The sequence below is a fragment of the Pseudomonas sp. NFACC41-3 genome (assembly GCF_900109505.1).
Taxonomy (GTDB): Bacteria; Pseudomonadota; Gammaproteobacteria; order Pseudomonadales; family Pseudomonadaceae; genus Aquipseudomonas; species Aquipseudomonas chlororaphis.
The window spans coordinates 1603459-1629347 of the sequence record NZ_FOAE01000001.1 but is presented as its reverse complement, the minus strand read 5'-3'; the positions used below and the strand labels follow the sequence as shown (position 1 = coordinate 1629347).

Genomic DNA, 25889 nt, shown 5'->3' with positions numbered 1-25889 from the left:
CGCCCGGGGCAACAGGGTCAGCCGCCCGAGACTTTCCAGTGTCTGACGTCGTCGGCGAAGACCACCTGGCGCACCTCGTGGGCGATGCCGTAGGCCAGCGACTCATGGGCGGCGATGACCTTTTCCTCGGCCGACAGGCATTTGAAGATGTCCAGCTGGGTCGCCGCGTCGGCGGTTTCCAGCTCGTAGATTTTCACGTAGCGCGCCAGGTCGTTGTCCAGGCTGGAGAGGTATTCGCGCAGGCGCTGGTGATCCACCGAACTCTGGCTGAAATACCAGTTCATCGGGTGGATCAGAAAGCGCGAATGCGGCGTGGTGATGCGTCGGTTGGCGGCGAGAAACATGATGATGCCCATCGACTCGATGTTGCCCGCGTTGATCGCGCACAGCGGCACCGGCAGGGATTTGAGAAAGGTGTAGAGGGTGAAGCCGAAGTTGGTGCTGCCGCCGGTGGTGGAAAGATTCAGCAGCAGCGAGGTGGCGCCTTGCTCGATGGCTTCCAGGCAACTGTCGCGAAAGCGTTCTGTGGTGCCCTGGTCGATCTGGCAGTGAAAATGCACGATGTGCTCGGTCATCGGACGGCCTCCCGGTGTGGGGCACATCGTGTGCCCAGGCTCTACGATTGAGCCCGGGCGGCGGCGAAGGTTTCTTCGCGACCCGTGGCGAGCGACGGGCGGAGACGCGCGGCGCCCGAACCGGCGGCTGTCAACACGGCAACGGCTCAGCGCCCGGTGTGCTGCAGGATGGCCGGGTCGCTGTCGGGCGTGGATTTGGGCCGGGTTTCCAGTTCGGCGAACTCCTGGTTCACCAGGCGCAGGTGTTCGATCGCTTCGCGCTGCTTGGCTTCGGCCTTGTTGCGCAGGCGGCGGTACTGCTCGAACGTGTCGATATCCAGGCGCCCATTCTCCAGCAGTTCATAAGCCTGGGCATTCAGGGCCCGGGCCTGATTGAACAGTCGCTGGTTCTGCTCCAGGGCGAGCTTGTGGCAGGCACGGATCTGGAAACGCTGGTGGGTGCTGTTCATGACATTCTCCTTATTCTGTGCAATCGGGTGTGCGGCCATGTGCTGGTCATGCATCGTTAAGAGTTCGACCCGGCCGCTGGAGGCGGGACTGCAAAAATAATCAGCGGAAAAACCGTTGGATCGCCCGCGGTTCCGCGCAGCGAAAAATCATGTTTTTCAATCGGTGACCAGGGCCAGACAGCCTGGCCGACCACTCATCCATTGCCTCGCACCCCGTGGCCCGGCCCAGTGCCTAACCCGATAAGGCCCGGATTCACCGGGCCTGCCGTGAGGTGCACCATGAACCAGTCGATGCATGACCCCAGCGAGCCCCGCACTCCCGAACCCGACCCTCTGCAACCGGCCCGTCGGAACGACCCGGTGACCGACCCCAACGTCAACGGCGATGCCGAACGCAACAAGCCTCAGGACGACGATATGGAGCGGCCGATGGACCCCGACCTGCCGGCCCCAGACGAGCCGACGCCACTCTCCGATGACCGACGCTGACGCGTCCCGCAAACAAGCCCGCCGGTGTGGCGGGCTTGTTTCTGTCAGGGCTGCCGCGTGCCGCGGGCAGCTCCTTTTCATTGACCGCGCACCTCGATAGAACGTGGGCGAACGCCAGCGGTCAACCCAGAACAAACCCCACAGGGACCTATCGACATGAGCGGCGTGGAACAGATTGTCGAGTACCTGCGCCAGCAGCACCTGCGGTTGACTACCGCCGAGTCCTGCACCGCTGGCGCCATGGTGACCTTGCTGGCCCAGGTGCCGGGCAGCGGCGAGCTGATCGAAAGCGGCTACGTGGTGTATTCGTCCGAGGCCAAGCAGCGCCTGCTGAATGTCAGCCGCCAGACCATCGAGACCTTCAACCTCACCAGTTGCGAAGTCGCCGGGGAAATGGCCCTGGGCGCCTTGCGCGACAGCCCGGCCACGGTGGCGGTGGCCACTACCGGGCTGCTGGGGCCGGACGATGTCGACGGCATCCCGGCGGGCACGGTGTGTTTCGCCTGGGCCTTCGCGATTGCCGGGCAAATGGCCCTGTTCACCCGCAAGGAACGGTTTTTCGGTTCCCGCGAGAAGGTCCAGGAACTGGCGTCGCTGCACGGCCTGCTGCAACTGCCGCACTTTCACCAGGCCGCGCTCAACGGCGAACGTGGCTAGGGGCGACCATGGACGATTCCGCCGAAGACGACCTGCTGCCGCGCAGCCAGCCGATCCAGGAGGACATGGCCCTGCAGCGCAAGGTCTGGCGTTTCGAGCGAGTGGGTTGGTATGCCCTGGTGGTGGTCGTCCTGCTGACCTTGGCCGGGCTGTTTTCCAGGGGCCCGCTGAGCACCCGGGACATCAGCAGCGCGGACGGGAGCCTGCGCGTGGAGTACCAGCGCTTTCTGCGCAACGGCGCGACGGATTCGCTGACCCTGCACCTGCGCGGCGGCGCCCGGCAATTGCTCGAGGTGGAAATCGCCGGCGAGCTGTTGCAGGGCTTCAGCGTGCAGACGCTGCAACCCGAGCCGCTCAAGGCCAGTTCCGCCGGCGCTGGCATCCGCCTGTGGCTGCGCACCGACGCCGATGGCCAGGCCCGTCTGTACCTGACGCTGCTCAGTACCGGGGTGGGGTTCTATGACAGCCGGATCCGCCTGGCCGACCACCCGCCACTGTCCATTTCCCAGTTCATTTATCCCTAGGTGATGCCATGGATTCGGTCTTGCGCGCGGCGTTTATCTATCTGGTGCTGCTGGTGCTGTTCAAGATCGCCGGGCGGCGTTCCCTGGCCGAGCTGACCACTTTCGATCTGGTGCTGCTGATGGTGATCGGCGAGGCGACCCAGCAGGCCTTGCTCGGCGAGGATTTTTCCCTGACCAATGCGCTGCTTGTGATTGTCACGCTGATCGTCATCGACGTCGGCCTGTCGCTGCTCAAGCTGCACTCCGACGGTTTCTCGCGCCTGGTCGACGGCGGGCCGACCGTGATCGTCGAACATGGCCGGCTCCTGCGCGGGCGGATGCGCCATGCCCGGCTGGTGGAGGCGGACATACTCGAAGCGGCCCGCGCCAGCCAGGGGCTGACGAGCCTGGAACAGATCAAGTTCGCGGTCATCGAGCGCAACGGCAAGATATCGATCATTGCCTATGACTGAGGGGAGGAGGTTAGCCAAGGTCGGCCCTGCTCGAATGGTGCCATTCGTCCACCAGGCGGCACCCCGGTACCCAGTGCCTTTCCAAATGGATACGTGGCTCTCCATCAGCCACCGGCGTTGCATGTCGCCTGTGCGCTAGGCCTGCCGCCAATGGCGGCACGCCACATCAAACCGGAGGGTATCGATCATGTCAGACCCGATCAGCTACTTTTGGATTGCCGTCGCGGTAGTCCTCATCCTCGCCGATCTATGGGCGATCTTCAGTGTCTTTCGCAGCGAAAAAAGCGATGGCGTCAAGGTGGCCTGGTTTCTCGGCATTGTGCTGTTCCCGGTCCTGGGCCTGATTGCCTGGGGGCTCGCCGGGCCACGCGGAATCAAGCCAGGGACAGGGCCGACTTCCTCGGAACACAGCAAGGGATAAGGTCGTCTGCGACGGGATCGATCCGGGCGAGTCTCGGTACCGGGCCGTTTGCATACCGTATGTCGTGTCCGACGAAACCCCAGGAGCATGGCGGTTTCTACCGAGACACACCCAGGAGAACCGGCTATGTACGACGATACGAAGGTACAGGCATTTTCCGACTGGCATGACGTGCTGGCGAACCCCGGGATCAGGATGGATGCACAGGAGCAGTACGACGAGCTGATCAGGCTCGCGGACTGTTTCCGGGAGAAGGGCATTATCGACGCCGAAGAGCGCCAGGCCTTGATAGCCGTGGCGACGGTTGCTTATGCGCGTGCCGTGGGAACGGAGGTTTAGAGCCATCTTGGCTTGGAGCGAGGGTAGCGCGGGCAGGTGTCAGGTCTGTCCGCGATACCGTCAAATCTTCAGCAGATGCAATGATTGTCTCGATAACGCCATTTCCTCCATTCGCTTGTCCCATCGTTGCCAGTGCTTCTCGGCTCAGCGCCCTGGTGTCCGTTACCGTATGTCGTCTACGCCGAACCTCCCGATCTCTTGCGGCCTCAACCGTAGCACCCTCTGGAGCATCGGCTATGTACGATGAAGCGAAGATACAGGCGCTTTCGGCCTGGCATGACTTTGCTGGTAAACCCTGAATCCGCATGGATGCGCGGGAGCAATACGTGATAGCGGTACTGCTGTCGGTTCGGGCTTGCTCCATGGCGAAGCGGCTTTCATACCGGCAGCCACTGATGGAGGAAGTTCTGATGAGCGACAAACATAGAAGTGACCATTCCTTTGCCGATGACCCCGAGAAAGTAAGGGGCGCGGGCAAAAAAGGCGATCCAGCAGCCCCCGATGTGAAAACCGATCGCGCTGAAAAGGCGCGCATCGGCGGACAGCACAGCCACGGAGGAAACCGCGGGGGCAAAGAACGTTGAGGCCTGTTTCCCGTCATGCCGGTGGCGCGGATGGCCACCGGCTTTTTGCGGCGCCTGCGGTTGGTTGAAGCGAGTCGTCATGACGAGGCAGGACACCTGGACATGCATTCGGCGCTGAGCGCATTCACACCCAACAGCGTGTCCTGGAGGTACTCCAGGGTCAGCCGATGGGTTTCTGCGGGCGAGTGCATGGTTCTGGTTCCTGATGGCGTGTGCTTGCCTCGGCACGGGACCTTACCGGCGGTTCTCCCTACATTGCTGGCACCAGGCGGTATCGACCTGGCGGGCGGCGCGCCCCTCGCGGCAAGGTCGCCCGAGGTGCGCGCCAGCGCCGGTGGCCAACGACCGCGGCTACAGGATCGGCTTGCCGCCGGTCACCCCATAACGGCAACCCGATAGATAGCTGGCCTCATCCGAAGCCAGCAGCACATAGATCGGCGCCACTTCCACCGGTTGTCCCGGGCGCCCCAGGGGCGTCTGTTCGCCGAAGTGGCTGACGTGGTCCTCAGGCATGGTCGAGACGATCAGCGGGGTCCAGATCGGCCCCGGCGCCACGCTGTTGACCCGGATGCCGCGCTTGCCCAGCAGTTGCGCCAGGCCGGCGCTGAAGTTGGCGATCGCGCCCTTGGTGGTGGCGTAGGCCAGCAGGGTGGGCCTGGGCATGTCGGAGTTGATCGAACTGGTATTGATGATCGAGCTGCCTTGGCCCATGTGCGCCAGGGCCGCCTTGCAGATGCGGAAGATGGCGGTGATGTTGATGTCGAAGGTCTTGCACCATTCGCTGTCGGAAATGTCTTCGATTTCGTCGTGGGTCATCTGGTAGGCCGCGTTATTCACCAGCACATCGATACGCCCGAATTGCGCCACCGTGCGCTCGACCACGCTGTCGCACACCGACTTCTGCGCCAGGTCGCCGGGCAGTAGCAGGCACTGGCGGCCGGCCTGCTCGACCCAGCGCGCGGTCTCGCGGGCATCCTCGTGTTCGTCCAGGTAGGCGATGGCTACATCCGCGCCCTCGCGGGCAAAGGCGATGGCCACCGCGCGGCCGATGCCGCTGTCGGCGCCGGTAATCAGCGCGACCTTGTTCGCCAGCCGGCCCGAGCCGACATAACTCTGTTCGCCGCAGTCCGGTTGCGGCCGCATCTTCGCCTGGCTGCCGGGAACAGGCTGGGCCTGGGGCGGGAAGGGTGGTTTGGGATAGGTTTTCATCGGTGTGTCTCCTGTCGATGTCGGTGAGGACACGGCCGGGTTTCACCGGGCCGGACATCTATTGGGAGAACAGTCGGCGCTGAAAGTTGAAACGCAGTGGCCCGCAGCGCGACAGGCGGTTGAACCAGGGTCCTCGGCGCCGGATAACCCTTCTGCAGGAGCGAGCAAGCTCGCTCCTGCAGGGTCGGGGGTGGGGGATCAGTTGCGGTCCAGCCATACCGTCTGTGCGTTGCAGAACTCGCGGACGCCGAAGTGCGACAGCTCACGGCCGAAGCCGCTTTTCTTTACGCCGCCGAAGGTCACCCGCGGATCGCTGGCGCAATAGCCGTTGATGAACACGCCGCCGGTTTCCAGTTCGGCGGTCAGGCGTTCGGCCAGGGCGACATCCCGGGTGTAAATAGTCGAGGCCAGGCCGAATTCGCTGTCGTTGGCCAGTTCCAGGGCGTGTCGGGCATCCCGGGCAGTAATGATCGAGGCCACGGGGCCGAACAGTTCCTGCTTGAACGAGGTCATCCGGTCGGTGACGCCGGCCAGCACCGTCGGCAGGTAGAAGTTGCCCGGGCCCTCGGCCTTGGCGCCGCCCAGCAGCAGGGTCGCGCCTTCGCTCAAGGTGGCCTGCACTTGCGCGTCCAGTTCGTCGCGCAGGTCGAAGCGCGCCATGGGGCCGATGTAGGTGGCGTCGGCCAGCGGATCGCCGACTACCAGCTGGCGAGTGGCGGCGACGAACTTCTCGGTGAAGGCCTCGACCACCCCTTGCTCGACGATCAGGCGCTTGGCGGCGGCGCAGACTTGCCCGGTGTTCTGGTAGCGGCCGATGACCGCGGCCTGCACGGCGGCGTCCAGGTCGGCGTCGTTGAGCACGATAAAGGGGTCGGAACCGCCGAGTTCCAGCACGCATTTCTTCAGGGCCGCGCCGGCCTGGGCGCCGATGGCCATGCCGGCGCGCACGCTGCCGGTCAGGGTCACGGCGGCGATCCGCGGATCGGCGATGGCCCGGGAGACGCCGTCCGCGGTGACGTTGATCACCTCGAACACGCCCTGCGGGAAACCGGCGCGCTGGAAGGCTTCCAGCAGCAGGTAGGCGCTGCCCATGACGTTCGGCGCATGCTTGAGCACGTAGGTATTGCCGGCGATCAGCGCCGGCACCGCGCCGCGCAGCACCTGCCAGATCGGGAAGTTCCACGGCATCACCGCAAGGATCGGGCCCAGCGGCCGGTACTCGATGCGCGCCTTGCCGCTCGGCACCGCGGCCGGCTCGGGGGCGAGCATCGCCGGGCCTTCGGCGGCGTACCACTCGCAGAGCTGGGCGCACTTCTCGATCTCGCCGCGGGCCTGGGCGATTGGCTTGCCCATTTCCAGGGTGATGCTGCGGGCCAGGGTGTCGCCGTTGCCGCGCAAGGCCTTGGCCAGGGCCAGCAACAGTGTCGAGCGCTGTTCGAGGCCGGTGCGGCGCCACTGGGCGGCGGCCGCGGCGGCGCGGGCGAGGGCGGCGTCCAGCGCCTCGGCGGATTCATAGGGGTAATGAGCGATCTGCTCGCCTGTGGCGGGGTTGATCGAAAGGGCGTGGGTCTGGCTGGAAACCGGGGTCATGGCAGCGTCCTGTGGGCTGGGGAATGGCCGCAGGTTAGGCTGGTACAGGGCTTATGAAAACTGAATAATAAAGAGCCTATCTTTCACGTTTGGAGAATGAGATGGACCTGGTGCAGCTGGAAATCTTCAAGGCAGTGGCCGAGCAGGGCAGCATCAGCGCCGCGGCGCAACTCATCCACCGGGTGCCCTCCAACCTGACCACGCGGATCAAGCAGCTGGAGCAGGATTTGGGGGTCGAGCTGTTTATCCGCGAGAAAAGCCGCCTGCGCCTGTCGCCGGCCGGCTGGAGTTTCCTCGACTACGCCCGGCGGATTCTCGACCTGGTGCAGGAAGCGCGGCTGACGGTCGCCGGCGAAGAACCCCAGGGCCCGTTCTCCCTCGGCTCCCTGGAGAGCACGGCGGCGGTGCGGATTCCGGCCTTGCTGGCGGCCTACAACCAGAAGCACGTCAAGGTCGAGCTGGACCTGTCCACCGGCCCCTCCGGGACCATGATCGATGGCGTGCTGTCCGGGCGCCTGACCGCGGCTTTCGTCGATGGCCCGGTGCTGCACCCGAGCCTGGAAGGCGTACCGGTGTTCGACGAGGAAATGCTCATCGTCGCGCCGCTGGGGCATGCGCCCATCACCCGCGGGCGCGACGTCAACGGCGAGAGCATCTACGCCTTTCGCGCCAACTGCTCCTACCGCCATCACTTCGAACGCTGGTTCAGCAAGGATGGCGCGGTGCCGGGCAAGATCCACGAACTGGAGTCCTACCACGGCATGCTGGCCTGCGTCAGTGCCGGCGCCGGCCTGGCGCTGATGCCGCGCAGCATGCTGGAAAGCATGCCGGGCTGCGGCACCGTGAGCATCTGGCAGCTGGCACAGCCGTTCCGTTTCCTGCAGACCTGGCTGATCTGGCGCCGCGGCACGGTATCGCGCAGCCTGACCCACTTCGTGCGCTTGCTGGAGGAACGCGGGGCGGTATCGGCCAGCGCCTAGGAGGTCGGCACGGTCTGGTTGCGCCCCGCGCGCTTGGCCATGTACAGCGCCGAGTCGGCCTGCATCAAGAGGGTCTTGAACTCGGGCGTGGCGGGCACGCAGCTGTAGACGCCGAGACTGATGGTCACGACGCCGCCGGGGTTGTCGACATGCTCGATCGCCAGTTCCTGTACCGCCAGGCGGATGCTCTCGGCCAGCACGTAGGCACCGCCAGGCTCGGTGTCCGGCAGCAGCACCGCGAACTCTTCGCCGCCGTAGCGCACCGCCAGGTCCGAGGGGCGCCGCACGCACTGGCTGATGGCCCGGCTGACGGCGCAGATGCAATGGTCGCCCGCCACATGGCCATAGCGGTCGTTGAAGCTCTTGAAGTGGTCGATATCGAGCATGATCAGGCTGATCGACGAGCGTTGCCGGGCCGCCCGCCGCCACTCCAGTTCCAGGTTGCGCTCCAGGTGCCGGCGGTTGGCCAGGCCCGTCAGGCCGTCCTGCAACACCAGGGTCTCCAGCACCGAGCGGGCTTTCTTCAAATGGCTTTCCACCCGCAGGCCCTTGCGCACCTGTTTGAACAACAGGATGCCGGCCAGCAGGTTGATCAGCAGCACCACGGCGATCATGGCGGTCAGCTGGTAAGTGTCGGCGCGCCAGCTGCTGAGAATGGACTCCCGGGAATTGGCCGCCGCCACCACCAGCGGGTACTTGGACAGCACCCGATAGCCGAACAGGCGGTCGACGCCGTCGATGATCGACTTGACCATGACCGTGTCGGCCGGGGCACGGGGTATATGCACGGAGAAGATTTCGCCCCGGGCCAGGGACGCACCGATGAGTTTCTCGTCGAACGGCCGCCTGGCGATGATCGTGCCCTGGGGCAGGGCGAGAAAGATCGCGCCCTTGTCGTCGATGCTGAAACGATCGAAGAAGGTGTCGAAATACTCCATCTTGATGGTCGCCAGCACCACGCCCTTGAAGTTGCCCTGGGCGTCGTTGATCCGGCGTGAGAACGGGATTACCCAGTCGCCGGTGGTCTTGCTGCGCACGGCCGCGCCGACCCTGGGGGACAGGGTTACATTCTCGCGGTGGAACTTGAAGTAGTCGCGGTCCGAGTTGTTCGCCTTTGGCGGCTTGTAGTCGAACGAGGTGAGCACCCAGTTGCCTTCCCGGTCATAGAAGAACAGGCCGTGCAACTGTTCGGTGGTGAACACGCGCTTTTTCAGCAGCTTCTGGGTTTTTTCCAGGGCCTGGGGCGACAGGTCGTCGAGGCGCTCGATCAGCTCTTCGAGGATCAGGTTGGCTTCGTCGAAGGTATCGGTCGCCTGTTGCGCGATGGACAGGGCCAGGTTGCCGGAGATCAGCCGGGCTTGCGCCAGTTCGTGGGCCTTGCTGTTGATGACCTGGATGCCATAGATGCTGAGAATCGACACCGCGACCACCATCAGGAAGGCGACGGTGACCGCCAGTGCGGGAAGTCGTTTCGACTCCAGGGCAATATCTTCGGGGCTGATGTCGGGTTTTCCGTCCATGGTGTTCCTTGTCTTGCCGGGAGTGAAACAGGGCTGTCGTCGGGCTCCTCGATGACAGCTGCCGCTCGTTGAAAAAAGTTGCCAGGGCCTCAGCCACGATAGCTCAGTGCTTCCCGCCGCAAGATAAAAAACAGGACGCTTGCTGGCAGTGCGTCCTGTAGGGGCCGGTTCATGCGCTAGGCTGGGCCGGTGGCTCGCCAGGCGCCTTGTCCTGGTTGTCGCTGATCAGCATCAGGTTCTGCGGCGACGACAGGGCGATACCCACTTCGCGCAGGCGCCCGAGGATGGTGAACAGCAGGTCGCTGCGGGCGCCGGACACCGAGCGCGGGCTGCCGACGTAGCCGCTGACGCTGATGATCAGGCCATTGCTGGTCAGGTCCTTGAACGACACCGAAGTCGCTGGCGCCTTGAGAATCGCCTCGTGCTCGGCATAGGCCTGCAGCAACAGCTCGCGCACCTGCAGCACATCGGTTTCCAGGGGCAGGGTCAGGGTGATGCCGACCACACCCAGGGCGTTGTCCATGGTCACGTTGCGCACGTTCTGCGAGATGAACTGCGAGTTCGGCACGATCACCGTGGAGCGGTCGGACATCTGGATTTCCGTGGCGCGCACGTTGATCCGCCGGATATCGCCCTCGACCCCGGCCAGGCTGACCCAATCGCCGACCTTCACCGGCCGCTCGGTGAGCAGGATCAACCCGGAAATGAAGTTCTGCACGATGGCTTGCAAGCCGAAACCGATACCCACCGACAGGGCGCTGACCACCCAGGTCAGGTTGGTCAGGTTGATCCGCAGGGTCGACATCACCACGATCGCCAGTAGGACAAAGCCGATATAGCCGACCAGGGTCACCAGCGAGGCGCGCATGCCGGCGTCCATATTGGTTTCCGGCAGCAGCCGCTCGCTCAGCCAGCGCTTGAGCACACGCACGGCGAACATGCCGCCGACCAGGAACGCCGCCGCCAGCAGCAGGTCCTGGGGCACGATGTTGAGGTTGCCCAGGGACCGGCCGCTGACATCCAGCTGGGTAAAGCCTTCCAGCAGTTCCCCCGGGCTCGACCCGGACGGCATGAAGGCCAGCAGCGCCGCGGTGAACAGCAGCAGGGTCCGGCCGATGCCCGCCAGCACGGTGGTGGCCTGGGCCTGGTGGCGCGGCGACAAGCCCAGGGCCGCCGCCAGCGCCAGGCCGCCGGGCTGCTTGGGCGACAGCAGGGTTTCGCAGAGGTCGCCGAAGCAGGCGATCAGCAGGTAGGCGCTGGTGGTCACCACGCTGATCCACAGCAGCTTGACGGTGAGGAAGTACGCCAGGCTCAGGTAGCCGCTGAGCAGCGACAGCAGGATCACCGCCACCCAGACCGCCACGATGAAGGGCAGCAGCCCGGCGATGCCGGTGGGGCGCTCCAGCTCGAAGCGCCGGCGGGTACGGCGATGACGCAGCAGGGCGAAGAAAAAGATCAGCGCGGTGACCAGCGCCGTCAGGCCGTTGACCGCCACGGTCAGGGCCAGGCTGCTGGCGATCACGCTGTTGATCCGCTCCTCGCCGGCGGTGAGCAGCAGCGCCAGCGCGAGGATCAGCGGGAACGGCCCCAGGGCCGTGGCGATCTGATCGGGAATCGGCGGCAGGCGCCAGGACGGGCGCGACAACATCAACATGGCGCGGCCGAGGCCGACGATGAAGGAGCAGAAAATCAGCAGGGTCAGCCACTGGCCGATCAGGTTGAGCACATCGGCGCTCAGGGTCGCGCTGTTGACCAGCCCCCAGCGCAGCAGCGAGGCGGCGGCATTGATGGTGACGATGGTCGCCAGCCCCACGGTCAGCGCCAGGGCGCTGCGGCGCAAGCGGCCTTCGGGCAGCCAGCGGATCATCGACCAGGTCGCCAGGCGTTCCAGCAGGCGCCGGCCGACCACCCAGATCAGCGCCGCGATGACCAGCGTGGTGATGAACAGCCCGCGATTGCCGGGGGCCAGTGCCGTATCGAATGCGGTCCAGACCTCATCGGAGAGGCGGTTCAGGCGCCTGAGGTCATCCTCGGTCGGGCGGATCAGCGTGGACCAGAAGGCCGGGCTGAGGGGGCTCGCCGAGCGGGTGCTGATCTGCGAATTGAACAGGCTGCGCCGCAGGTTGATGATCTGCGCCGCGAGGTCGCGGCCGGACTGGCTGAGCAGAGTGGCCTGGCGCTCTTCGTCGAGCAGGTTGTCCTTCTGCGCGCTCAGCACCTGGCGCTGGCTGGTCAGGCTGGGCGCTTCGTCGGGCAACGGTGGGCCCAGGACCTTGAGCTGGTCGTCCAGGCGCTCGATATCGGTGGCGCGCAGGGCGACCAGGCTGTCGGCCTGCTTCTGCACTTGCAGCGCGGCCTGGCGCAGGTCCGAGAGCAGGTCGTCGTTACCGCTCGCCGATACGCTCTGGCGGATCAGCTCCAGCCGGTCGTTGAGTTGCTCAAGATCCGCACCCTCGGCAAGCAACGGCAGCTGGTTGCGGGCAACACTCTGCGGTCCGGGCGCCGGGGCCGCGAAGGCCGGTAGCGCAATACACAGCAACAGGGCCAACAGCCCCATCCCCCAGCGGTTCTGTCTCACTCGCCGCATCTGTCATGTCCTCTTTTGCTGTTCACCAGCCCTGACGAGCATAGACCGCGCCATCCCGGCATAAATTCCCCGGTGGGCGGCCCGCTGCCGTGGCGATCAGGGTGGCGCAGCATGCCGGTTTACGCGGCGTTCGAGAACGGGGTGGCGGTGAAAAAAATCCACCGAGGGGCGCCTGGACGTGGCGGATCGGGCCAGTGCAGCCTGAATACCGACAATTCAACCGGTATTTTGGGAAAGCTCCCAAATATTTTCTTTTCCTCGCTTGTTAGCGTGAAGGCGTTTTGCTTCCTGCTTACCCACAGAAGCCTTTGCCCTCTATGGGGCCACGCAACATGATTGGAAAAGGAGCATTGGATGTTCAATGCAAGTCCACAGACGCAGTTCAGCCTGACCCTCAACGACTTCAAGCACGACCTTCAGGTCCTTTCCTTCACTGGCCAAGAATCCATCAGCGCGCCGTATTCATTTGATCTGGAGTTGGTCAGCGAACGGCCCGACCTGGACATTGAAAGTCTATTGCACAAGCAGGCCTTTCTGGCCTTCAACAACAGTGGCGCCGGTATTCATGGACAGGTTTATCGCATCGCGCAAGGCGACTCCGGTAAGCGTCTGACCCGCTACAGCCTGACCCTGGTCCCGCAGTTAGCCTATCTGGCGCACCGGACCAACCAACGAATATTCCAGCAGCAAACCGTCCCGCACATCATCGCGCAGGTTCTTGAAGAACAGGGTATCCATAGCGACGCTTACCAATTCCAGTTGGGGTCGATCTACCCAGCCCGTGACTATTGCGTCCAGTACAACGAATCTGACCTCTACTTCATTCAGCGCCTGTGCTGGGAAGAAGGCATCCATTACCACTTTCAACATTCGCAACAAGGCCACGTACTGGTATTGGGTGACGACCAGACGATATTCCCCAGGCTGGGCAGACCGACAGCCTATGTGCAGGAGAGTGGTCTGGTTGCCGATGACCCCGTGATCAAAGGCTTTAGCCTGCGCCTTGCGACCCGCACCAGTCGAACCACGCAACGTGATTACGACTTCGAGAAAGCCCGCATGACCCTGGAGGCTGACTGCCGCCCAGCACCTCGGGACGGGCAGCCTGATCTGGAGGATTACCGCTACCCTGGTGGTTTCCTTCAGCGCGAACGGGGCAAGCTGCTGAGCCAACGGAGCCTGGAAGGACATCGTGCCGACTACCGTCAGGCCGAAGGTAAAAGCGATCAACCCTCGCTGGTCAGCGGCCACTTTCTGGAGCTTTGCGAGCATCCACGCCAAGAGTGGAATGACCTCTGGCTGCTCACTTCAATTCGCCACGAAGGCTTGCAACCCCAGGTGCTGGAAGAGAACCTTCCCAGTGACACCCGCGAGCGCAAAGACGACTTCCATCAGGGCTACCGCAACACTTTCACGGCCACTCCGTGGGACGTGCTCTACCGCCCGCAACAGGCCTACGAGAAACCCCGGATACTCGGCAGTCAGACGGCGGTGGTCACCGGCCCCCAAGGCGAGGAAATCCATTGTGACCAGTATGGGCGGGTCAAGGTCCAGTTCCATTGGGACCGCGCAGGCCTGATCGATGACAAAAGCAGTTGCTGGTTGCGGGTCGCTTCCAGTTGGGCAGGAACCAGCCACGGCGCGGTGACCATCCCTCGGGTCGGTATGGAGGTACTGGTTTCATTCCTGGAGGGCAACCCGGATTCCCCCTTGATCAGTGGATGTCTCAGCAACAGCGCTAACCCTGTCCCTTACGAACTGCCCGCCCACAAGACTCGCAGCGTTTTCCGCAGTCGCAGTTCGCCCGACAGCACCGGCTTCAACGAATTGCATCTGGAAGACCGTAGCGGCCAAGAGCTGATCTACCTGCGCGCCCAACGTGACATGGAACATAAAGTCGAAAACGATAGCCGCTTGGAAGTCGGCAACGAGCGTAAGGAAATCATCAAGGGCAACAGCATCGTCGTGCTGGAAGCCGAGGACCAGCGCACGGTCACCGCTGATCGCAAAGTCCAGCTCAAGGCCAACGACTACTTGTTGGTAGGTAACAGCAGCCATACCCGCGTAGGCCAAACGCTGGTCGCCGAAGCGGGGCAGGAAGTCCACCTTAAGGCCGGAGCCAATCTGATTCTGGACGCAGGCGCCAGCATTACCTTGAAGGCCGGTGGTCAACACATCGTGATTGGCCCTGGTGGGATCTTCAGCAGTTCCGATATTCAACTCGGTGGCGCCCCGGTAGGAGGCACTGCGGCCAATCCCATATTGCCTGGGGCACTGACAGCCCTGACGACCCCTCCAGCACTCCCGCCGATGATTGCCCCCTCCCAGAATGCCCTGATGGCCGTCTCCAAGGTGAAAAGCCCTGACTTCTGTCCGATCTGCGAGGCCTGCAAAAATGGTCTTTGCCTGACTGAAGGAGCCACGGCATGACCAGAACGGCGCCTCAGCAATGGATGATCGAACAACACCGTCTGGGGCATTCGCTATGCCTGATTCTGGACTCGGAGGGTGAACTCAACACTCGCCAGCTTCTATCAGGCAGTCAGGATGCTGGCCAGTATTGCAGCGTGTACAGCGAGACACCGGTCTCCGATCTGGCGGATGCAGGGCCTTTTATATTCCTCATCGACAACCCTGAAGATGGACGCTTGAACGAGTTGCTCAAGGCGCCTGAAAGGAACTGGGGTTGGTTGGCCAGTGTTGCGCCAGAAGCAGGACTAAACGAGCTGGTCAGACATTGGCGCGAACGGCTGATTGTCGGGATACGTCCCCATCAAGCTCTCTACCGCTTTCACGACAACCGTGTGCTGAGCCGCGCACTGGGGCACTTGACCGTCGAGGTCCTTCCTGAATACCTCGGGCCCATAATCAGCGTCTGCTACTGGCAGGGAGAACACTGGCAACTCCATAGCAACCCAGCCCCAGGCAACCATCCAGTCCCCAAGAACCCTGCATGGTGGAACGTGCCCACTGAAGGCGACCAATCGGCCCACCTACGCGAGGTCAATGCCCGTCGCTATCTACTGGCAGAGCATATGGAGGCCTACGCCCAAATGGCCGAGCAACAAGATCCCGGCCTATGGCTCAGCGCTCAGTTGGCCTTGGCTGACGCTTGGGGTTGGCAATCACCGGAGCAACTGGAGTTCTTGTTGGTCCAGAGCTTAAAGGAAACAGACGGTACACTTGCCGCGCGCTGGCAGGCGCACCCTGAGGAAACTCCGACAGCTCATTTCCAGCGGGTTTATCAGACAGCACAATTCTGGCAAGGAGACGCCTCGTAATGACACGAACATTTAAAAGCCTGTTTTGGGGTTCCTGTATGGCCCTGGTAGCAGGGTGCACTATTGGTAAGTCGGAAACCTTTACCTTTACCACCGATATGCCTTCTAACTTTACTTACGAAGCCGTGGCTCAATATGCTCCCGTCAAGGGAGAAACCTGTACGGTTAAAAAGCCGGATATTGGTTACAATCAAAGATGGCGTTTAGAATTCAGGGAAAAATACAAGCCTGACTCTGAAATCCCCATTTATCGCACTGTCGAAGGTTGCCGGCTGGTTATCTATCGCGTCGAGTTAGATATTTATGCAGCTTATGGAGAAGATCGTGGAGACTTCGGCAGCGATACGGCAGTAATTGTTGTTCGCGAGCAACTTGAAGAACACCAAAAAAGAACTTTTGATACTGCTGGAGAAAGCGCCATAAATGGCCAGTGTCAATGGTTTTTCCGTACCCAAGGACCAAAGCGCCGTCTTTCGAAGAGCCTCATCTGTAAGAAAGTTGACGCTCAGGGCATGGTGACGAAAGGGCGTCCCGTTGGGGCTTACACCTTGGATCAACTACCGGGTAAAACCGTAAAACTGAATATCAAGCTGGCTGATGAGGAAAGACCAGCTATAGGCGATACGTGGGTCAAGGTCCCAGGTGGCTGGAAGCGTTGCATGGGCAAAAGCTTTGAAGACCAATATGCATTCTGCTTCGGCAACTATAAAGACTTCAGTACATTCCGCATGCCCGATGGCAAGCAATGCTCCATTTACCCTGGCTGCACAGAATAAGGAAATCACTCAATGGTCACTTTGGATGAAGAGCTGAAGCACCCGCTAAACAACCGTATGTTTACCTGCCCTGTTCAAGGTAAATGGACCAGTTTTCAATTGGTGGACGAGTTTGGCGAGGGACAGCCATACGCTGGACTTTCCTATAAAGTCATCGATACGGAAGGCTACACATACACCGGAAAACTCGACGGCACGGGCAAAGGAAAAGTAGATAATCACTTTGCTGGCCCAATAGCCTTGATTCTCGAAGAGAAGTATCAAGGGAATAATGGGTTTTATGCCTACCTACAACAAAGATTACATTACCCACTCCCCATAACCGAGCTTCAAGTTCGTGCCGAGCAAACCCGTTACTATCATAAAAACGGCTCGCGGACCCAAAGCAACCCGGCGCAAGCCTGTGCGGATTTTTTCTGCCAAGTTGAAGTTCGTCATTTGGTCGAGCATGTTGCGCACTTACCACCTGAGGTCGAGTGTCACTACCCACTCCGTCCGGGATGGGCCAAGCTGATGCGGGAACATGGCGAGCGTGGTGTCTGTCTGCTGCCCAACAAGCACAACGTGTTGGAAGTCCGCCCTTTACGGGCCTTGCGCCCGATGCTCTCCACCGATTCACAGTTCTGTGCGCTGAATTTGTATCAACTCGCCATCATGGCCACCTTGAGCTACAACCCGTTTGGCCAGGAACCGGATAAGGCACCGATCACGAAGAAGACCGTAGGTTTCCCACAGAAACCCAGTATGGGTAACTGGTTTGGCGACGCCCTGGCCAAGTTCGATGAAATCTGGAAGGTGGACCCAGGACAAGCCAAGGCGTACTACCCGCTATACGAAGACGTGCCGTACTCCAAACGTCTGGAGATCGCGCCGTTCGATCCTGACCTGTATCCATCGAATAGCCCGGATTTAGGAGAGGAACAAGAACACCCGGCCAAAATTCATTTTCTTGATGATCGTAACCAAACTGATGACACCGACACCCAAGCGTTTATCACCCATAACGATGAGCTGGTCCTGATTGCAGTACGCGGCACCAACGAAAAAATAGCGGATGGCCTTCGAGACGCCGATGCACTCCAAGTCCCCTTTGTGGAAGGCGTGGGTAAGGTGCATCGAGGGTTCTATGAGGCGGCACTGAAGGTCTATGACCTCGCGACCAGCTATTTCGACAAGTTCCACACCGGACAAAAACTGATCATTTGCGGCCATAGCCTGGGCGGGGCAATCACCTTGCTGCTTTCGGAAATGCTGCGTCGCAGGAAGGATTTCGACTATGACATCGTGCTGTACACCTACGGCTCCCCAAGAGCTGCTGACGCGACCTTCGTAAAAGGCGCTGCCGATTTAGTGCATTACCGCATGGTCAACCATAACGACCCAGTGCCCAGCGTGCCGGGGACCTGGATGAACACCAAGGCATCTGTCTATGGCACAGGGGCAGCCTTGACCTTCGTCAACGTCCCCTTGGGCCTCTCGGTGTTCGTAGCAGGTATTACCAACCTGAGCGGAGAACCCTATGAGCATCACGGGACGTTGTACCACTTCTTTCCAGTAGACCTGGGTGGCCAGGAGAAATCCGCCATCCTTTGGGAGCCAGGTTGCGACACCATTACCCAGCATGCGGCCTGCACCCTGGCCATTCAACAGAACAAGGGATTGCCTGAAAGATCGGGCTTGATTTCGCAGATTCTTGACGGGGGTAATCATTCAATGGTCGGCGGCTATATCCCTGGTTGCTGGGCAACATTGCGACGCTGGCAGGAGGCCCTGGAGCTCAAGCGTTCGCGAGTGACCGATGGAGAGGTCGAACGGGTCAAAGGGGACCTGACAAAAATCACTGACCAACTGCGCCTCAAGCGCCACATGCTCAACGCTAACCCTGGTCCCTATGGCCGAGCCCATGAACTAGTCATCGAGGCGCTCAATCGCGAGGTCGATAAAGTGCAAATGACCCTCGAACGTTTGGAGACCCTGCGCCGAGTGACGATTGACCAGAAGTTTGTTTATGGGTCGGTTTCAACACAGCCTGACCTGGTGACCGAGAGCCTGCCTCGCTGGAATGCCCACCCGGAAAACAGAGTCGCCGAACAATTGGCCATGGCCCCCACTGCAAACGTTGATGATGGTCTGTTGGCTTCAATCTACGGACACAGCATTGGCGCGCCACATACGCTTGATATTGATTCAATCGTCTAATGACGGAGCAGTAGCAGGCAACGCGCGACGAAATGGTGTGCCTACACAATCTCCCACTCGAATCGCTACGGTTTGAAGAACCCTTCAAGAACCTTCGCTACGGTTTCAACGGACACCCCACAGCCGTAGATGTCAAAAGTAATCGTCCTCGCAGTGTGCCCCATCACCGCCTGAGCGTGAGTCGTGGAACCCCCTTTGACCTGCATCACTCGCGCCGGCCGCCGCGATAGGCCCCCGGTGGCAGCCCGGTCCACTGTTTGAAGGCGCGCTGGAAGGCGCTGGGTTCCGAGTAGCCCAGGCGTTCGGCCAATTTGGCGACGCTCACCGAGCCGCGGGCGAGCAGGGTGCAGGCCAGGTCCCGGCGCAATTCATCGCGCACCCCGAGGAAGGTCACGCCGAGCGCCGCCAAGCGGCGGGCCAGGGTCTGCCGTGAAATGCCCAGGGCTCTGGCCGCCTCGAGTTCCGACAGCCCGGCAAAGGGCTCAGCGGCGCACAGCAAGGCTCGCAGGTGCGCTTCGAAACTGGCCAGCGGGCCGGGGGCGATCACCGCCGGCAACAAGTGGCGGGCGAAGCGCGCGGCCTCCGCCGGCCGGCGCATCAGCGGCGCCTGCAGGTTCACCGCCGGCAGTTCCAGCCATGCCTGCGTGGCGAAAGCCGGTTGGCGGCCGAACAGAAAGCGTGTTTGCGCGGTGAAGGCGCTGAGATGCCCGGGCAGGACGATCCGCCGCAGCGGCAGGATTTCGCCGGTGAGCCAGCTGCCGGTGTGCCAGAGCCCCAACAGCAGCATATGCGGCCAGAGCACCGAATCGGTCTGCGCCCCGGGGCGCGGTGTCAGCAACAGGCGGGCAATCCTGGCGTGTTTTTCCAGGCGCCAGGGCGGCGAATCGTCGAACAGCTTGTAGAAGCGCGCGGCCTCTTCGAAGGCCTCGGCCAGGGTCGGCAGGTGCACCAGCAACCGCAGCAACTGTTCGAAGCTACCCAGCGGCACGGTACGGGCGAAGAAACCCAAGGCTTCGTCATCGCCGACGCCCACGGCCAGGCGACTCAAGGCGCGGTAGTTGAGCGGCGCCACGCGATAGCCGTCGCGAAGGGCTTCCCTGGGCAGGTCGCAACGCTCGAGCAGCGCGGCGCGTGCGTCGGCGTCGAGACGCAGTTGCCCCAGCATCTCGCGTACAAAACGCGCGGGAATGGTCGGGGCGACGATCCAGTGCGGGTAAGGGCGGGTCATGTCATTTGAGGCAAAGCGTCATTGGCGGGCACTCCAGAGTCCGGCAGATTGATGCGACCCACTCCCAGGAGCCAGTCGATGACTACAACAACCTTGCCCGAGCGGCACGACTACATGAGCAGCGGATGCGCCAGGACTTATCGATCGACCGCCGGTACCCAACCCGCCGTGCCCGCCGCGCAACTCGACGAGCTGATGGCTCGCCTGCAACGCGACGGCTTCGTGGTGCTCGAACGGCTGTTCGATGAGCAGCAGGTTAGTCGCATGCGCGAGGATCTGCTGGGACGTTTCTGCCAGACCGGGCGCAACTCGTTCGAGGGCGCACGCACCCAGCGGTTGTATGCGGTGATTGCGAAAACGCGGGTCTGCGATGGGCTGGTGGAGCACCCGCTGATCCTTGGCCTGCTGGACCGGCTCCTGGCGCCCAACTACCTGCTGTCGCAGCTGCAGGCGATCAATATCCTGCCGGATGAGTGCGCCCAGCACCTGCATTACGACGACGCCTTCTATCCCATGGCCCGCCCGCGGCCGCCCTATGGCGCGGCGACGATCATGGCCCTGGACGACTTCACCGTCGACAACGGCGCCACCGTGGTGATTCCCGGCAGCCATCTGTGGGACGGGCGCCTGCCCACCGCCGCCGAGCAGGCCCCCGTGCTGCCGGTGGTCATGCCCAAGGGCTCGGTGGTGTTTTTCCTCGGCACCCTCTGGCACGGCGGCGGCGCCAATCGCAGCGGCGCGCCACGCCTGGCGCTGACGGCGCAGTACTGCGAACCCTGGGCGCGCCAGCAGGAGAACTTCATCCTGTCGACCCCGCGCCACGTCGCCCGACAATGCAGCGAACACATCCAGCGCATGCTCGGCTACTCGATCCACGCGCCGTTCATGGGCATGGTCAATGGCATGCATCCCAAGCGCATGCTCGAAGAGCCGCAGGGGCGTTGAGTGCTGCCGGGCCGAGGGGCTCAGTTGCCGTCGGCGACCTTCCTTTCTATCTCGGCGATTTTCCTGGCGATGTCCTCGGCCTCCTGCTCATTGCCTTTCGCAGGGTCTGGCGTGGCGGCGTCATCGACGCCATGGCTCGACTCTTCCTCGTCGCCAGGGTCCGGCTGCCCGGGGCGTTCTTCGGGGGTGGTCCCGGAGGCCGATGTGGATGCTTTCGGATAGTGCGATTCAGGGTTCATGGTGGGGCCCTCGCTGGGGTTCTTGATGGTCAAGGGGGAGGCCTATACCCCGAAAGGAAAGGTGTCTTCTTCATGACTGAGACCGCTCGCCACCGGCAGCGGGGTAACGGCACCGGTCGTTTCATGCCAGACCAGCGCATCGAACTGCTCGCCCAGCACCGCCTGGAAATAATGGCTCTGGCGCTCCGTCGCGGGCCGGTAAATGACGCCGATCGCCCGCTCCAGCAGCGGCTCGGATAGCGCCTGGCGCAGGTCTTCGCGATCGGGGGCACGCCAGTCGGTCAACGAGGCGGGAATGCCCGCCTGGAGAAACTGCTGCTCCCAGCTGTCCGCAAGGGAAGGCCGCACCTCCTTGATCCCCATGTCACCGTCCCAGTTATCGGCGGCCACCACCTGGCCGCGGTCGGTGCTCATGCCGATCAGCACCGCAGCGTCGCCGTAGGCCGTGCGGCACAGCTGACCGATGTTGAATTCGCCGCGCCAGCCCATGTCGGTCGCCGCCGCATTGCCGATGTGCGAGTTATGCGCCCAGACCACTGCCTTGGCGCCCGCGCCGCGGTGCGCGAGCAAGGTCTGCAAGGTATCGAACATGTGCTTGTCGCGCAGGTTCCAGGAGGCGGCCGAGCTTCGGTACATGGCCCGGTAGTACTGTTCGGCAGAGCGTATGACCCGGGCATTCTGAGTGGCGCTGAAGAGCGCTTCAGGGTTGCTGGCAAGGCGTTCGCTCAACAACGTGTTCAACTGCTGGACCACCGCTTCTTCGCAGGAAGCCTCGTGCCCGCGCTCGACGAAATGGCCATACAGCGCTGGGTCGTCCTGCCAGGGCGTCAGGCAACCATAACGGTGACGCGCTTCATGCGCCAGCCGGGCGTCGGTGCGATCGAGATAGGCCAGTACTTCGCTGATGGAATTGCGCAGGCTGTAGACATCCAGCCCACGAAACTCGACACGCTGCTGCGCGGGCAGGGGGCGATTGTGGCGGTGCAGCCAACGGATGAAGTCGCACACCTCGACGTTGCGCCACATCCAGCTCGGAAAGCGGCTGAACGCCTGCTGCCCGGCGGTGGACGGGCCCAGGTCGCGCACATGCCGGTCGATGTGCCCGGCGTCGGGCCAGTCGGCCTCGATGGCGACGATGCCGAAGCCGTGCTGGGTGATCAGCCGTTGGCTGATGGCCGCGCGGGTTCGATAGAACTCACGGGTGCCGTGGCTGGCTTCACCGATCAGCACCACCCTGGCATCGGCATAACGGTCGAACAGCTCGCCGAAAGCCGCGGATTCGAGGGCGGGCAAGGGCTCGGCGTAGCGGCGCAGCAAGGCCTGGAGCGCGGTGCCGGGTTGGCGGGCCGCCTGCGGGTCCTTGGCGTGTGACTTCATGGCGCTGCCTCCTCTCGGGGCGAGGATTTGAATGGCCAGGGTCGATATAGAGCAGACGCTGGCGCGGCGGCGATGTTCCCGCTCGGGGACCGAAGGTCGAGGGTTCAACGCCTGAATGCCGCGAGGGCACGGATGACCTCGCTGGCACAGGCTCCGGCCAAGGCGAGCGCCATGTCCTTTTGCGCGTCCCAGGGATCGCGCTGGGTCGCCAGGAAAGCCTTGGCCTTGTCCTTGCCCAGGTACTGGCCACCGATCCATTCGATCAGCTCGTACGACGCGGAAGTGGCCAGGATCAGGCTGAGTGTGAGAGTGGCCAGCCAGAAGCCACGCAACGGCGTGCAGCGCCCCAGCAGTTCGCGCACCGGCAGATAGAACAGCAGGCCGTAGCTCAGATGCACCAGGCGGTCATATTGGTTGCGCTCCCAGCCCAGGGCGCCATTCAGCGACTGCCCGGTGACATGGCGCAGCCACTCGTCATAGGGCACCTTGGCATAGGTGTAGTGGGCACCGAGCTCATGTATGGCCAGCAATAAAAGAATCGAGCCATACGCCAGCGGGGACAGCCGCACATATCGCCAACCCGCCAGCAGTGCCAACAGCAAGGCGACAGGCAGGATATTTTCCAGGAGCCAATCCACGCGATTGTGCGGCGCGATACCGGACGCAACGACCAGGGCCATGCCAAGCGCCAGGCTGACGGTCACTTGAGCGGGGGAGGCGTGCGATATCTTCGAATTGTCCATACGCGCACTTTCGAAGGGGCCGGTCAGCTTGTCGCGCCAGGGCCGCGGCATGAGCCCAGTGTCAGGCCAGGTAACCACCCGGGCCCCTCGACAGTCTCGCGACCCAGGAGGCCGACACGGCGTTCGACCGGTTTCATAGCCGCTCCCGCGCACTTTCAAAAAAGCCTATGCATTGGGTCTTTCCGGCGCCGGGACGTTCGTTGCAAGACGCTGGGAAGAGACGAATGGCACCCGGCCGCAACGGCAGCGGAGCGCCCCGGCGCCATGCTCGGCGGAGCCAAGAAAGGTTGAACCCGTCGAGCGGGAATGAAACCTAAGTTGTATCAACCCGAAGGGAGTAGCCGTCATGACAGATCTTGTCAGCTATTTTTGGATCTTCGTCGCCGCGATGATCATCCTCCTCGATCTCTGGGCAATCATCAGCGTCTTTCGCAGCAGCAAGTCCGCCGGGGTCAAGGTCATGTGGTTCCTTGGCATCGTTATTTTTCCCGTGCTGGGCCTGATCGCCTGGGGCATCGCCGGCCCGCGCGGAATCAAGCCGGGTAGCGGGCCGACGTCGCCCGAGCACAGCAAAGGATAGTGACTGCGGGGCGCAGGCCGACATTGCCTGGGCGCCAGGCGAGGGCCGCTACGTGGCGATCCGCGCAGCGGCCCACCGGGTAAACACCGGCCGTGGCCGCTCGGCCACAGCCGTCTGGGGCCAGGCTATCAATGGGCCTTGGCCACGCCCTGCAGCACGGTGCTGTTGGCATCGCGATCGTGGGCCTTGACGATATTGCCCAGGGACACCACGCCCACCAGGCGTTTCTGGCGATTGACCACCGGCAGGCGCCGCAGCTGGATATCGGCCATGTTGCGGGCCACTTCGTCGACCTCCTGGTCGTCGAAGCAATAGCGGATGTCGCTGCTCATCACGCTGCTGATCGGCATATCGCAGCTTTGGCCCTTGGCCACGGCACGAATGACGATATCGCGGTCGGTGATCATGCCGACCAGCCGGTCCTCGTTGTTCACCAGGATGGCGCCGCTGTCGATGCTGGCCATCATGTTGGCGACTTCCCGCAGCGTCTGCTCGGGACGTGCGGTCTGTACGTCACGGGTCATGACTTCAGAGATCTTCATCATGGTTCTCCTCGAAAGGCCGGGCCGTGGTGGCCCGGCATGAGAGGCAAGGGCCGGAGCCCTTGCACGGTGGGGCTCAACGATCAGCTACGCCCTCCGCGGGCACCGCTGGGTTGGCCGCCTTTCTTGTTGGCGTCCGACGCTTTCTGCCGGTCGTTGGCAACGTTGCCGCCCGATGCCTGGCCACCTTTCCTGCCGGCTTCGGATGCTTTTTGACGATCGTTGGCAAAATTCCCGGGATTGGAATGTCCGGTGTTGGCCATGATTCGCTACCTCCTGGTCGATTGAATTTCGCTCGCAATTGCAGCAAGCACTAATTGGGAGTACCGGGATTTTTCAAAAGTTGAAATTTGTTCGGCGGCGTACGACGAGTGGTTAGCCGCTAGGGACGGGGGCCTTCGAGGGTGCGTTCTGTCCGTCTTCGGCAAACTTTTCTGAACGCCGCTCGCCAGCCCCGAGTCAGTTTGCTTATGGGGCGCTACCTGTCCGCGGCGCCGATTTGCCCCCCTGGAGCCACGCCATGAACCTGACCCGAGTGTTATCGCTGCTGTGCTGCCTGCTGGTCCTGCAAGGCTGTTTTGAAAACACCGAGGATAAAGACAAGGACAACTCGAAATCCTCGGTGCAGATGACCCAGCCTGATGCCGACAAGAAGTGATCCGGCGCGGCGCCTGGCTTGCGTTTGTGGTTGGGCCAGGCGCGCACCGGACCGTTGAGCTGAACATTGGCGCCCGGTCGGGACTCGAAAGTCTATCGGTCATCAACAGAGGAGAACGGTCATGATCAGCGAACGCAAGGCCTCGGTACTGGAGGCCTGGAAGATCCTGCTGGAGGACCGCGGCTACCGTGCGGACTCGCCCGACGCCTGGCATCAGGCGCTGCTGGACGCGGCGGAAAACATGCTGCGCAGCGGCGTGATCGACCAGGCCGGCTGGCTCGAACTCAAGGACCAGGCCAACACCGCCTATGAGCGGGCCATCGAGGAAGCCGTGGCGCAACGGGTCGCCGATCCGAAGGCGTGAGCCGGCAAACCCCGCGCTCAGGCGGGGTTTGCGGGTGCTTCACTTGGTCTTGGACTGCAGGTGCCTGGCCATGTCCAGGTGGTCCTGCAGCTTGGGCAGGATCTCCTCGGCGAAGGCTTTCAGGTCCGGCTTGTCCGAAGACGCCACTTCTTTCTTGAACAACTCCACGGCCTTCTCATGGGCCACTACCTGGTTGTCGGCATAGGCTTTGTCGAAGGACTCGTCACGCATCTCCAGGATCATTTGCTTGGCCTTGGCCGTCAGCGAGGCTTCGTCCGGGATCTGGATGTCGAGTTTTTTCGCCAGCACCCGCAATTCCTGGTTGGCTTTGCTGTGATCACTGATCATCTGCGTGGCAAAGGCCTTGACGTCCGCAGAGGCGCTTTTTTCCAGGGCCAGCTTGCTGCTTTCGATTTCGTTGATCCCGGCTTGCGCGGCCTCTTCGACAAAGTCGCTGGAGCTCATCGCCATGGCACTTGAAAGGCTTCCTGCGCTCAGCAGGAACAACAGGCCCATTTGTTTCATCAGCAGGTTGTTCATGTTCTTTCTCCATTCGTGGCACGACAGGTGTCGCCTGATGG

At 62.5% G+C, this 25889-nt stretch carries 29 protein-coding genes; 15 read left to right on the top strand and 14 right to left on the bottom strand.

Annotation, left to right across the window (positions count from 1 at the left end; genetic code table 11):
* Positions 1-17: 17 nt before the first annotated feature.
* Together BMY68_RS07385 and BMY68_RS07380 are read right to left on the bottom strand one after the other, a co-directional pair.
* Positions 18-575, bottom strand: coding sequence for an ATP-dependent Clp protease proteolytic subunit (locus tag BMY68_RS07385; RefSeq protein ID WP_085530812.1), 558 nt, complete (start codon positions 573-575; stop codon positions 18-20).
* Positions 576-721: 146 nt separating this feature from the next.
* Positions 722-1024, bottom strand: coding sequence for a hypothetical protein (locus BMY68_RS07380; protein ID WP_062825924.1), 303 nt, complete (start codon positions 1022-1024; stop codon positions 722-724).
* Between the two features lie 279 nt (positions 1025-1303).
* On the opposite strand from BMY68_RS07380, the gene BMY68_RS07375 reads away from it, so the two are divergent.
* The 6 genes from BMY68_RS07375 to BMY68_RS07350 all read left to right on the top strand — a co-directional run bounded on the left by BMY68_RS07375 (position 1304) and on the right by BMY68_RS07350 (position 3906).
* Positions 1304-1513 carry a hypothetical protein gene (locus tag BMY68_RS07375; RefSeq protein ID WP_009043960.1) on the top strand — a complete coding sequence of 70 codons (210 nt, stop codon included), beginning with the start codon at positions 1304-1306 and terminating at the stop codon, positions 1511-1513.
* Positions 1514-1669: 156 nt separating this feature from the next.
* On the top strand, positions 1670-2170 hold the full coding sequence (locus tag BMY68_RS07370) for a CinA family protein (protein ID WP_085530813.1): 501 nt from the start codon (positions 1670-1672) through the stop codon (positions 2168-2170).
* 8 nt (positions 2171-2178) lie between these two features.
* Complete coding sequence (locus tag BMY68_RS07365; RefSeq protein ID WP_085530814.1) at positions 2179-2694, top strand: hypothetical protein; 516 nt, start codon at positions 2179-2181, stop codon at positions 2692-2694.
* 8 nt (positions 2695-2702) lie between these two features.
* Positions 2703-3146: a DUF421 domain-containing protein gene (locus BMY68_RS07360; protein WP_009043957.1), complete on the top strand. Its 444-nt coding sequence runs from the start codon at positions 2703-2705 to the stop codon at positions 3144-3146.
* Positions 3147-3333: 187 nt separating this feature from the next.
* Positions 3334-3567 (top strand): PLD nuclease N-terminal domain-containing protein, encoded by a 234-nt coding sequence (locus BMY68_RS07355; protein ID WP_085530815.1) that lies wholly within the window; start codon positions 3334-3336, stop codon positions 3565-3567.
* Between the two features lie 126 nt (positions 3568-3693).
* Positions 3694-3906 (top strand): hypothetical protein, encoded by a 213-nt coding sequence (locus BMY68_RS07350; RefSeq protein WP_085530816.1) that lies wholly within the window; start codon positions 3694-3696, stop codon positions 3904-3906.
* A 377-nt stretch (positions 3907-4283) separates the two neighbouring features.
* On the opposite strand, the gene BMY68_RS29835 is transcribed toward BMY68_RS07350, so the two are convergent.
* From BMY68_RS29835 to BMY68_RS07335, 3 genes are all read right to left on the bottom strand, one after another.
* Positions 4284-4571 (bottom strand): hypothetical protein, encoded by a 288-nt coding sequence (locus BMY68_RS29835; RefSeq protein ID WP_164486181.1) that lies wholly within the window; start codon positions 4569-4571, stop codon positions 4284-4286.
* A gap of 270 nt (positions 4572-4841) precedes the next feature.
* Positions 4842-5699 carry an SDR family oxidoreductase gene (locus BMY68_RS07340; RefSeq protein WP_085530818.1) on the bottom strand — a complete coding sequence of 286 codons (858 nt, stop codon included), beginning with the start codon at positions 5697-5699 and terminating at the stop codon, positions 4842-4844.
* A 198-nt stretch (positions 5700-5897) separates the two neighbouring features.
* Positions 5898-7289 carry an aldehyde dehydrogenase family protein gene (locus BMY68_RS07335; RefSeq protein ID WP_085530819.1) on the bottom strand — a complete coding sequence of 464 codons (1392 nt, stop codon included), beginning with the start codon at positions 7287-7289 and terminating at the stop codon, positions 5898-5900.
* A 101-nt stretch (positions 7290-7390) separates the two neighbouring features.
* Between BMY68_RS07335 and BMY68_RS07330 the strand changes: the two genes are divergently transcribed.
* On the top strand, positions 7391-8269 hold the full coding sequence (locus tag BMY68_RS07330; protein ID WP_085530820.1) for a putrescine utilization regulator PtrR: 879 nt from the start codon (positions 7391-7393) through the stop codon (positions 8267-8269).
* On the opposite strand, the gene BMY68_RS07325 is transcribed toward BMY68_RS07330, so the two are convergent.
* The gene (locus BMY68_RS07325) at positions 8266-9789 is read right to left on the bottom strand and encodes a sensor domain-containing diguanylate cyclase (RefSeq protein ID WP_085530821.1); all 1524 of its coding nucleotides are present in this window, start codon (positions 9787-9789) and stop codon (positions 8266-8268) included. The two genes, BMY68_RS07330 and BMY68_RS07325, sit on opposite strands and share 4 nt — an antisense overlap.
* A 169-nt stretch (positions 9790-9958) precedes the next feature.
* Positions 9959-12376 carry a DUF3772 domain-containing protein gene (locus tag BMY68_RS07320; protein WP_085530822.1) on the bottom strand — a complete coding sequence of 806 codons (2418 nt, stop codon included), beginning with the start codon at positions 12374-12376 and terminating at the stop codon, positions 9959-9961.
* 354 nt (positions 12377-12730) lie between these two features.
* Here BMY68_RS07320 and BMY68_RS07315 point away from each other — a divergent pair, with 354 nt between their 5' ends.
* Genes BMY68_RS07315 through BMY68_RS07300 form a run of 4 tightly spaced genes read left to right on the top strand, consistent with a single transcriptional unit; the run spans position 12731 to position 18632 of the window.
* Positions 12731-14806, top strand: coding sequence for a type VI secretion system Vgr family protein (locus tag BMY68_RS07315; protein ID WP_085530823.1), 2076 nt, complete (start codon positions 12731-12733; stop codon positions 14804-14806).
* The gene (locus BMY68_RS07310) at positions 14803-15657 is read left to right on the top strand and encodes a DUF4123 domain-containing protein (protein ID WP_085530824.1); all 855 of its coding nucleotides are present in this window, start codon (positions 14803-14805) and stop codon (positions 15655-15657) included. The genes BMY68_RS07315 and BMY68_RS07310 overlap by 4 nt, the downstream gene beginning before the upstream one ends.
* On the top strand, positions 15657-16433 hold the full coding sequence (locus BMY68_RS07305; RefSeq protein ID WP_085530825.1) for a hypothetical protein: 777 nt from the start codon (positions 15657-15659) through the stop codon (positions 16431-16433). Before BMY68_RS07310 ends, BMY68_RS07305 begins: the two co-directional genes overlap by 1 nt.
* Before the next feature lie 12 nt (positions 16434-16445).
* The gene (locus tag BMY68_RS07300) at positions 16446-18632 is read left to right on the top strand and encodes a lipase family protein (protein WP_085530826.1); all 2187 of its coding nucleotides are present in this window, start codon (positions 16446-16448) and stop codon (positions 18630-18632) included.
* A 205-nt stretch (positions 18633-18837) separates the two neighbouring features.
* Here BMY68_RS07300 and BMY68_RS07290 read toward each other — a convergent pair whose 3' ends face one another.
* Positions 18838-19860 carry a helix-turn-helix domain-containing protein gene (locus BMY68_RS07290; RefSeq protein WP_085530827.1) on the bottom strand — a complete coding sequence of 341 codons (1023 nt, stop codon included), beginning with the start codon at positions 19858-19860 and terminating at the stop codon, positions 18838-18840.
* A gap of 78 nt (positions 19861-19938) precedes the next feature.
* Here BMY68_RS07290 and BMY68_RS07285 point away from each other — a divergent pair, with 78 nt between their 5' ends.
* A complete protein-coding gene (locus tag BMY68_RS07285) occupies positions 19939-20805 on the top strand; it encodes a phytanoyl-CoA dioxygenase family protein (RefSeq protein ID WP_092160419.1) in 867 nt (288 codons plus the stop codon).
* A gap of 20 nt (positions 20806-20825) precedes the next feature.
* On the opposite strand, the gene BMY68_RS07280 is transcribed toward BMY68_RS07285, so the two are convergent.
* The 3 genes from BMY68_RS07280 to BMY68_RS07270 all read right to left on the bottom strand — a co-directional run bounded on the left by BMY68_RS07280 (position 20826) and on the right by BMY68_RS07270 (position 23101).
* Positions 20826-21077: a hypothetical protein gene (locus BMY68_RS07280; protein WP_239694073.1), complete on the bottom strand. Its 252-nt coding sequence runs from the start codon at positions 21075-21077 to the stop codon at positions 20826-20828.
* Between the two features lie 9 nt (positions 21078-21086).
* Positions 21087-22421, bottom strand: coding sequence for an erythromycin esterase family protein (locus tag BMY68_RS07275; protein ID WP_085530829.1), 1335 nt, complete (start codon positions 22419-22421; stop codon positions 21087-21089).
* Positions 22422-22525: 104 nt separating this feature from the next.
* Positions 22526-23101, bottom strand: coding sequence for a DUF2238 domain-containing protein (locus BMY68_RS07270; RefSeq protein ID WP_239694072.1), 576 nt, complete (start codon positions 23099-23101; stop codon positions 22526-22528).
* Positions 23102-23510: 409 nt separating this feature from the next.
* On the opposite strand from BMY68_RS07270, the gene BMY68_RS07265 reads away from it, so the two are divergent.
* A complete protein-coding gene (locus BMY68_RS07265; RefSeq protein WP_085530831.1) occupies positions 23511-23744 on the top strand; it encodes a PLD nuclease N-terminal domain-containing protein in 234 nt (77 codons plus the stop codon).
* Positions 23745-23872: 128 nt separating this feature from the next.
* On the opposite strand, the gene BMY68_RS07260 is transcribed toward BMY68_RS07265, so the two are convergent.
* Both BMY68_RS07260 and BMY68_RS07255 read right to left on the bottom strand, forming a co-directional pair.
* On the bottom strand, positions 23873-24286 hold the full coding sequence (locus tag BMY68_RS07260; protein ID WP_062825908.1) for a CBS domain-containing protein: 414 nt from the start codon (positions 24284-24286) through the stop codon (positions 23873-23875).
* An 83-nt stretch (positions 24287-24369) separates the two neighbouring features.
* On the bottom strand, positions 24370-24549 hold the full coding sequence (locus BMY68_RS07255) for a con-10 family general stress protein (RefSeq protein ID WP_080748292.1): 180 nt from the start codon (positions 24547-24549) through the stop codon (positions 24370-24372).
* 257 nt (positions 24550-24806) lie between these two features.
* Between BMY68_RS07255 and BMY68_RS29830 the strand changes: the two genes are divergently transcribed.
* The gene (locus tag BMY68_RS29830; protein ID WP_009043940.1) at positions 24807-24944 is read left to right on the top strand and encodes a hypothetical protein; all 138 of its coding nucleotides are present in this window, start codon (positions 24807-24809) and stop codon (positions 24942-24944) included.
* 121 nt (positions 24945-25065) lie between these two features.
* Entirely contained in the window at positions 25066-25308 is a 243-nt protein-coding gene (locus BMY68_RS07250; RefSeq protein ID WP_081361448.1) for a hypothetical protein, read from the top strand.
* A gap of 39 nt (positions 25309-25347) precedes the next feature.
* Here the strand turns inward: BMY68_RS07250 and BMY68_RS07245 are convergent, their stop codons facing one another.
* Positions 25348-25848, bottom strand: coding sequence for a DUF4142 domain-containing protein (locus BMY68_RS07245; protein WP_085530832.1), 501 nt, complete (start codon positions 25846-25848; stop codon positions 25348-25350).
* Positions 25849-25889 lie beyond the last annotated feature (41 nt).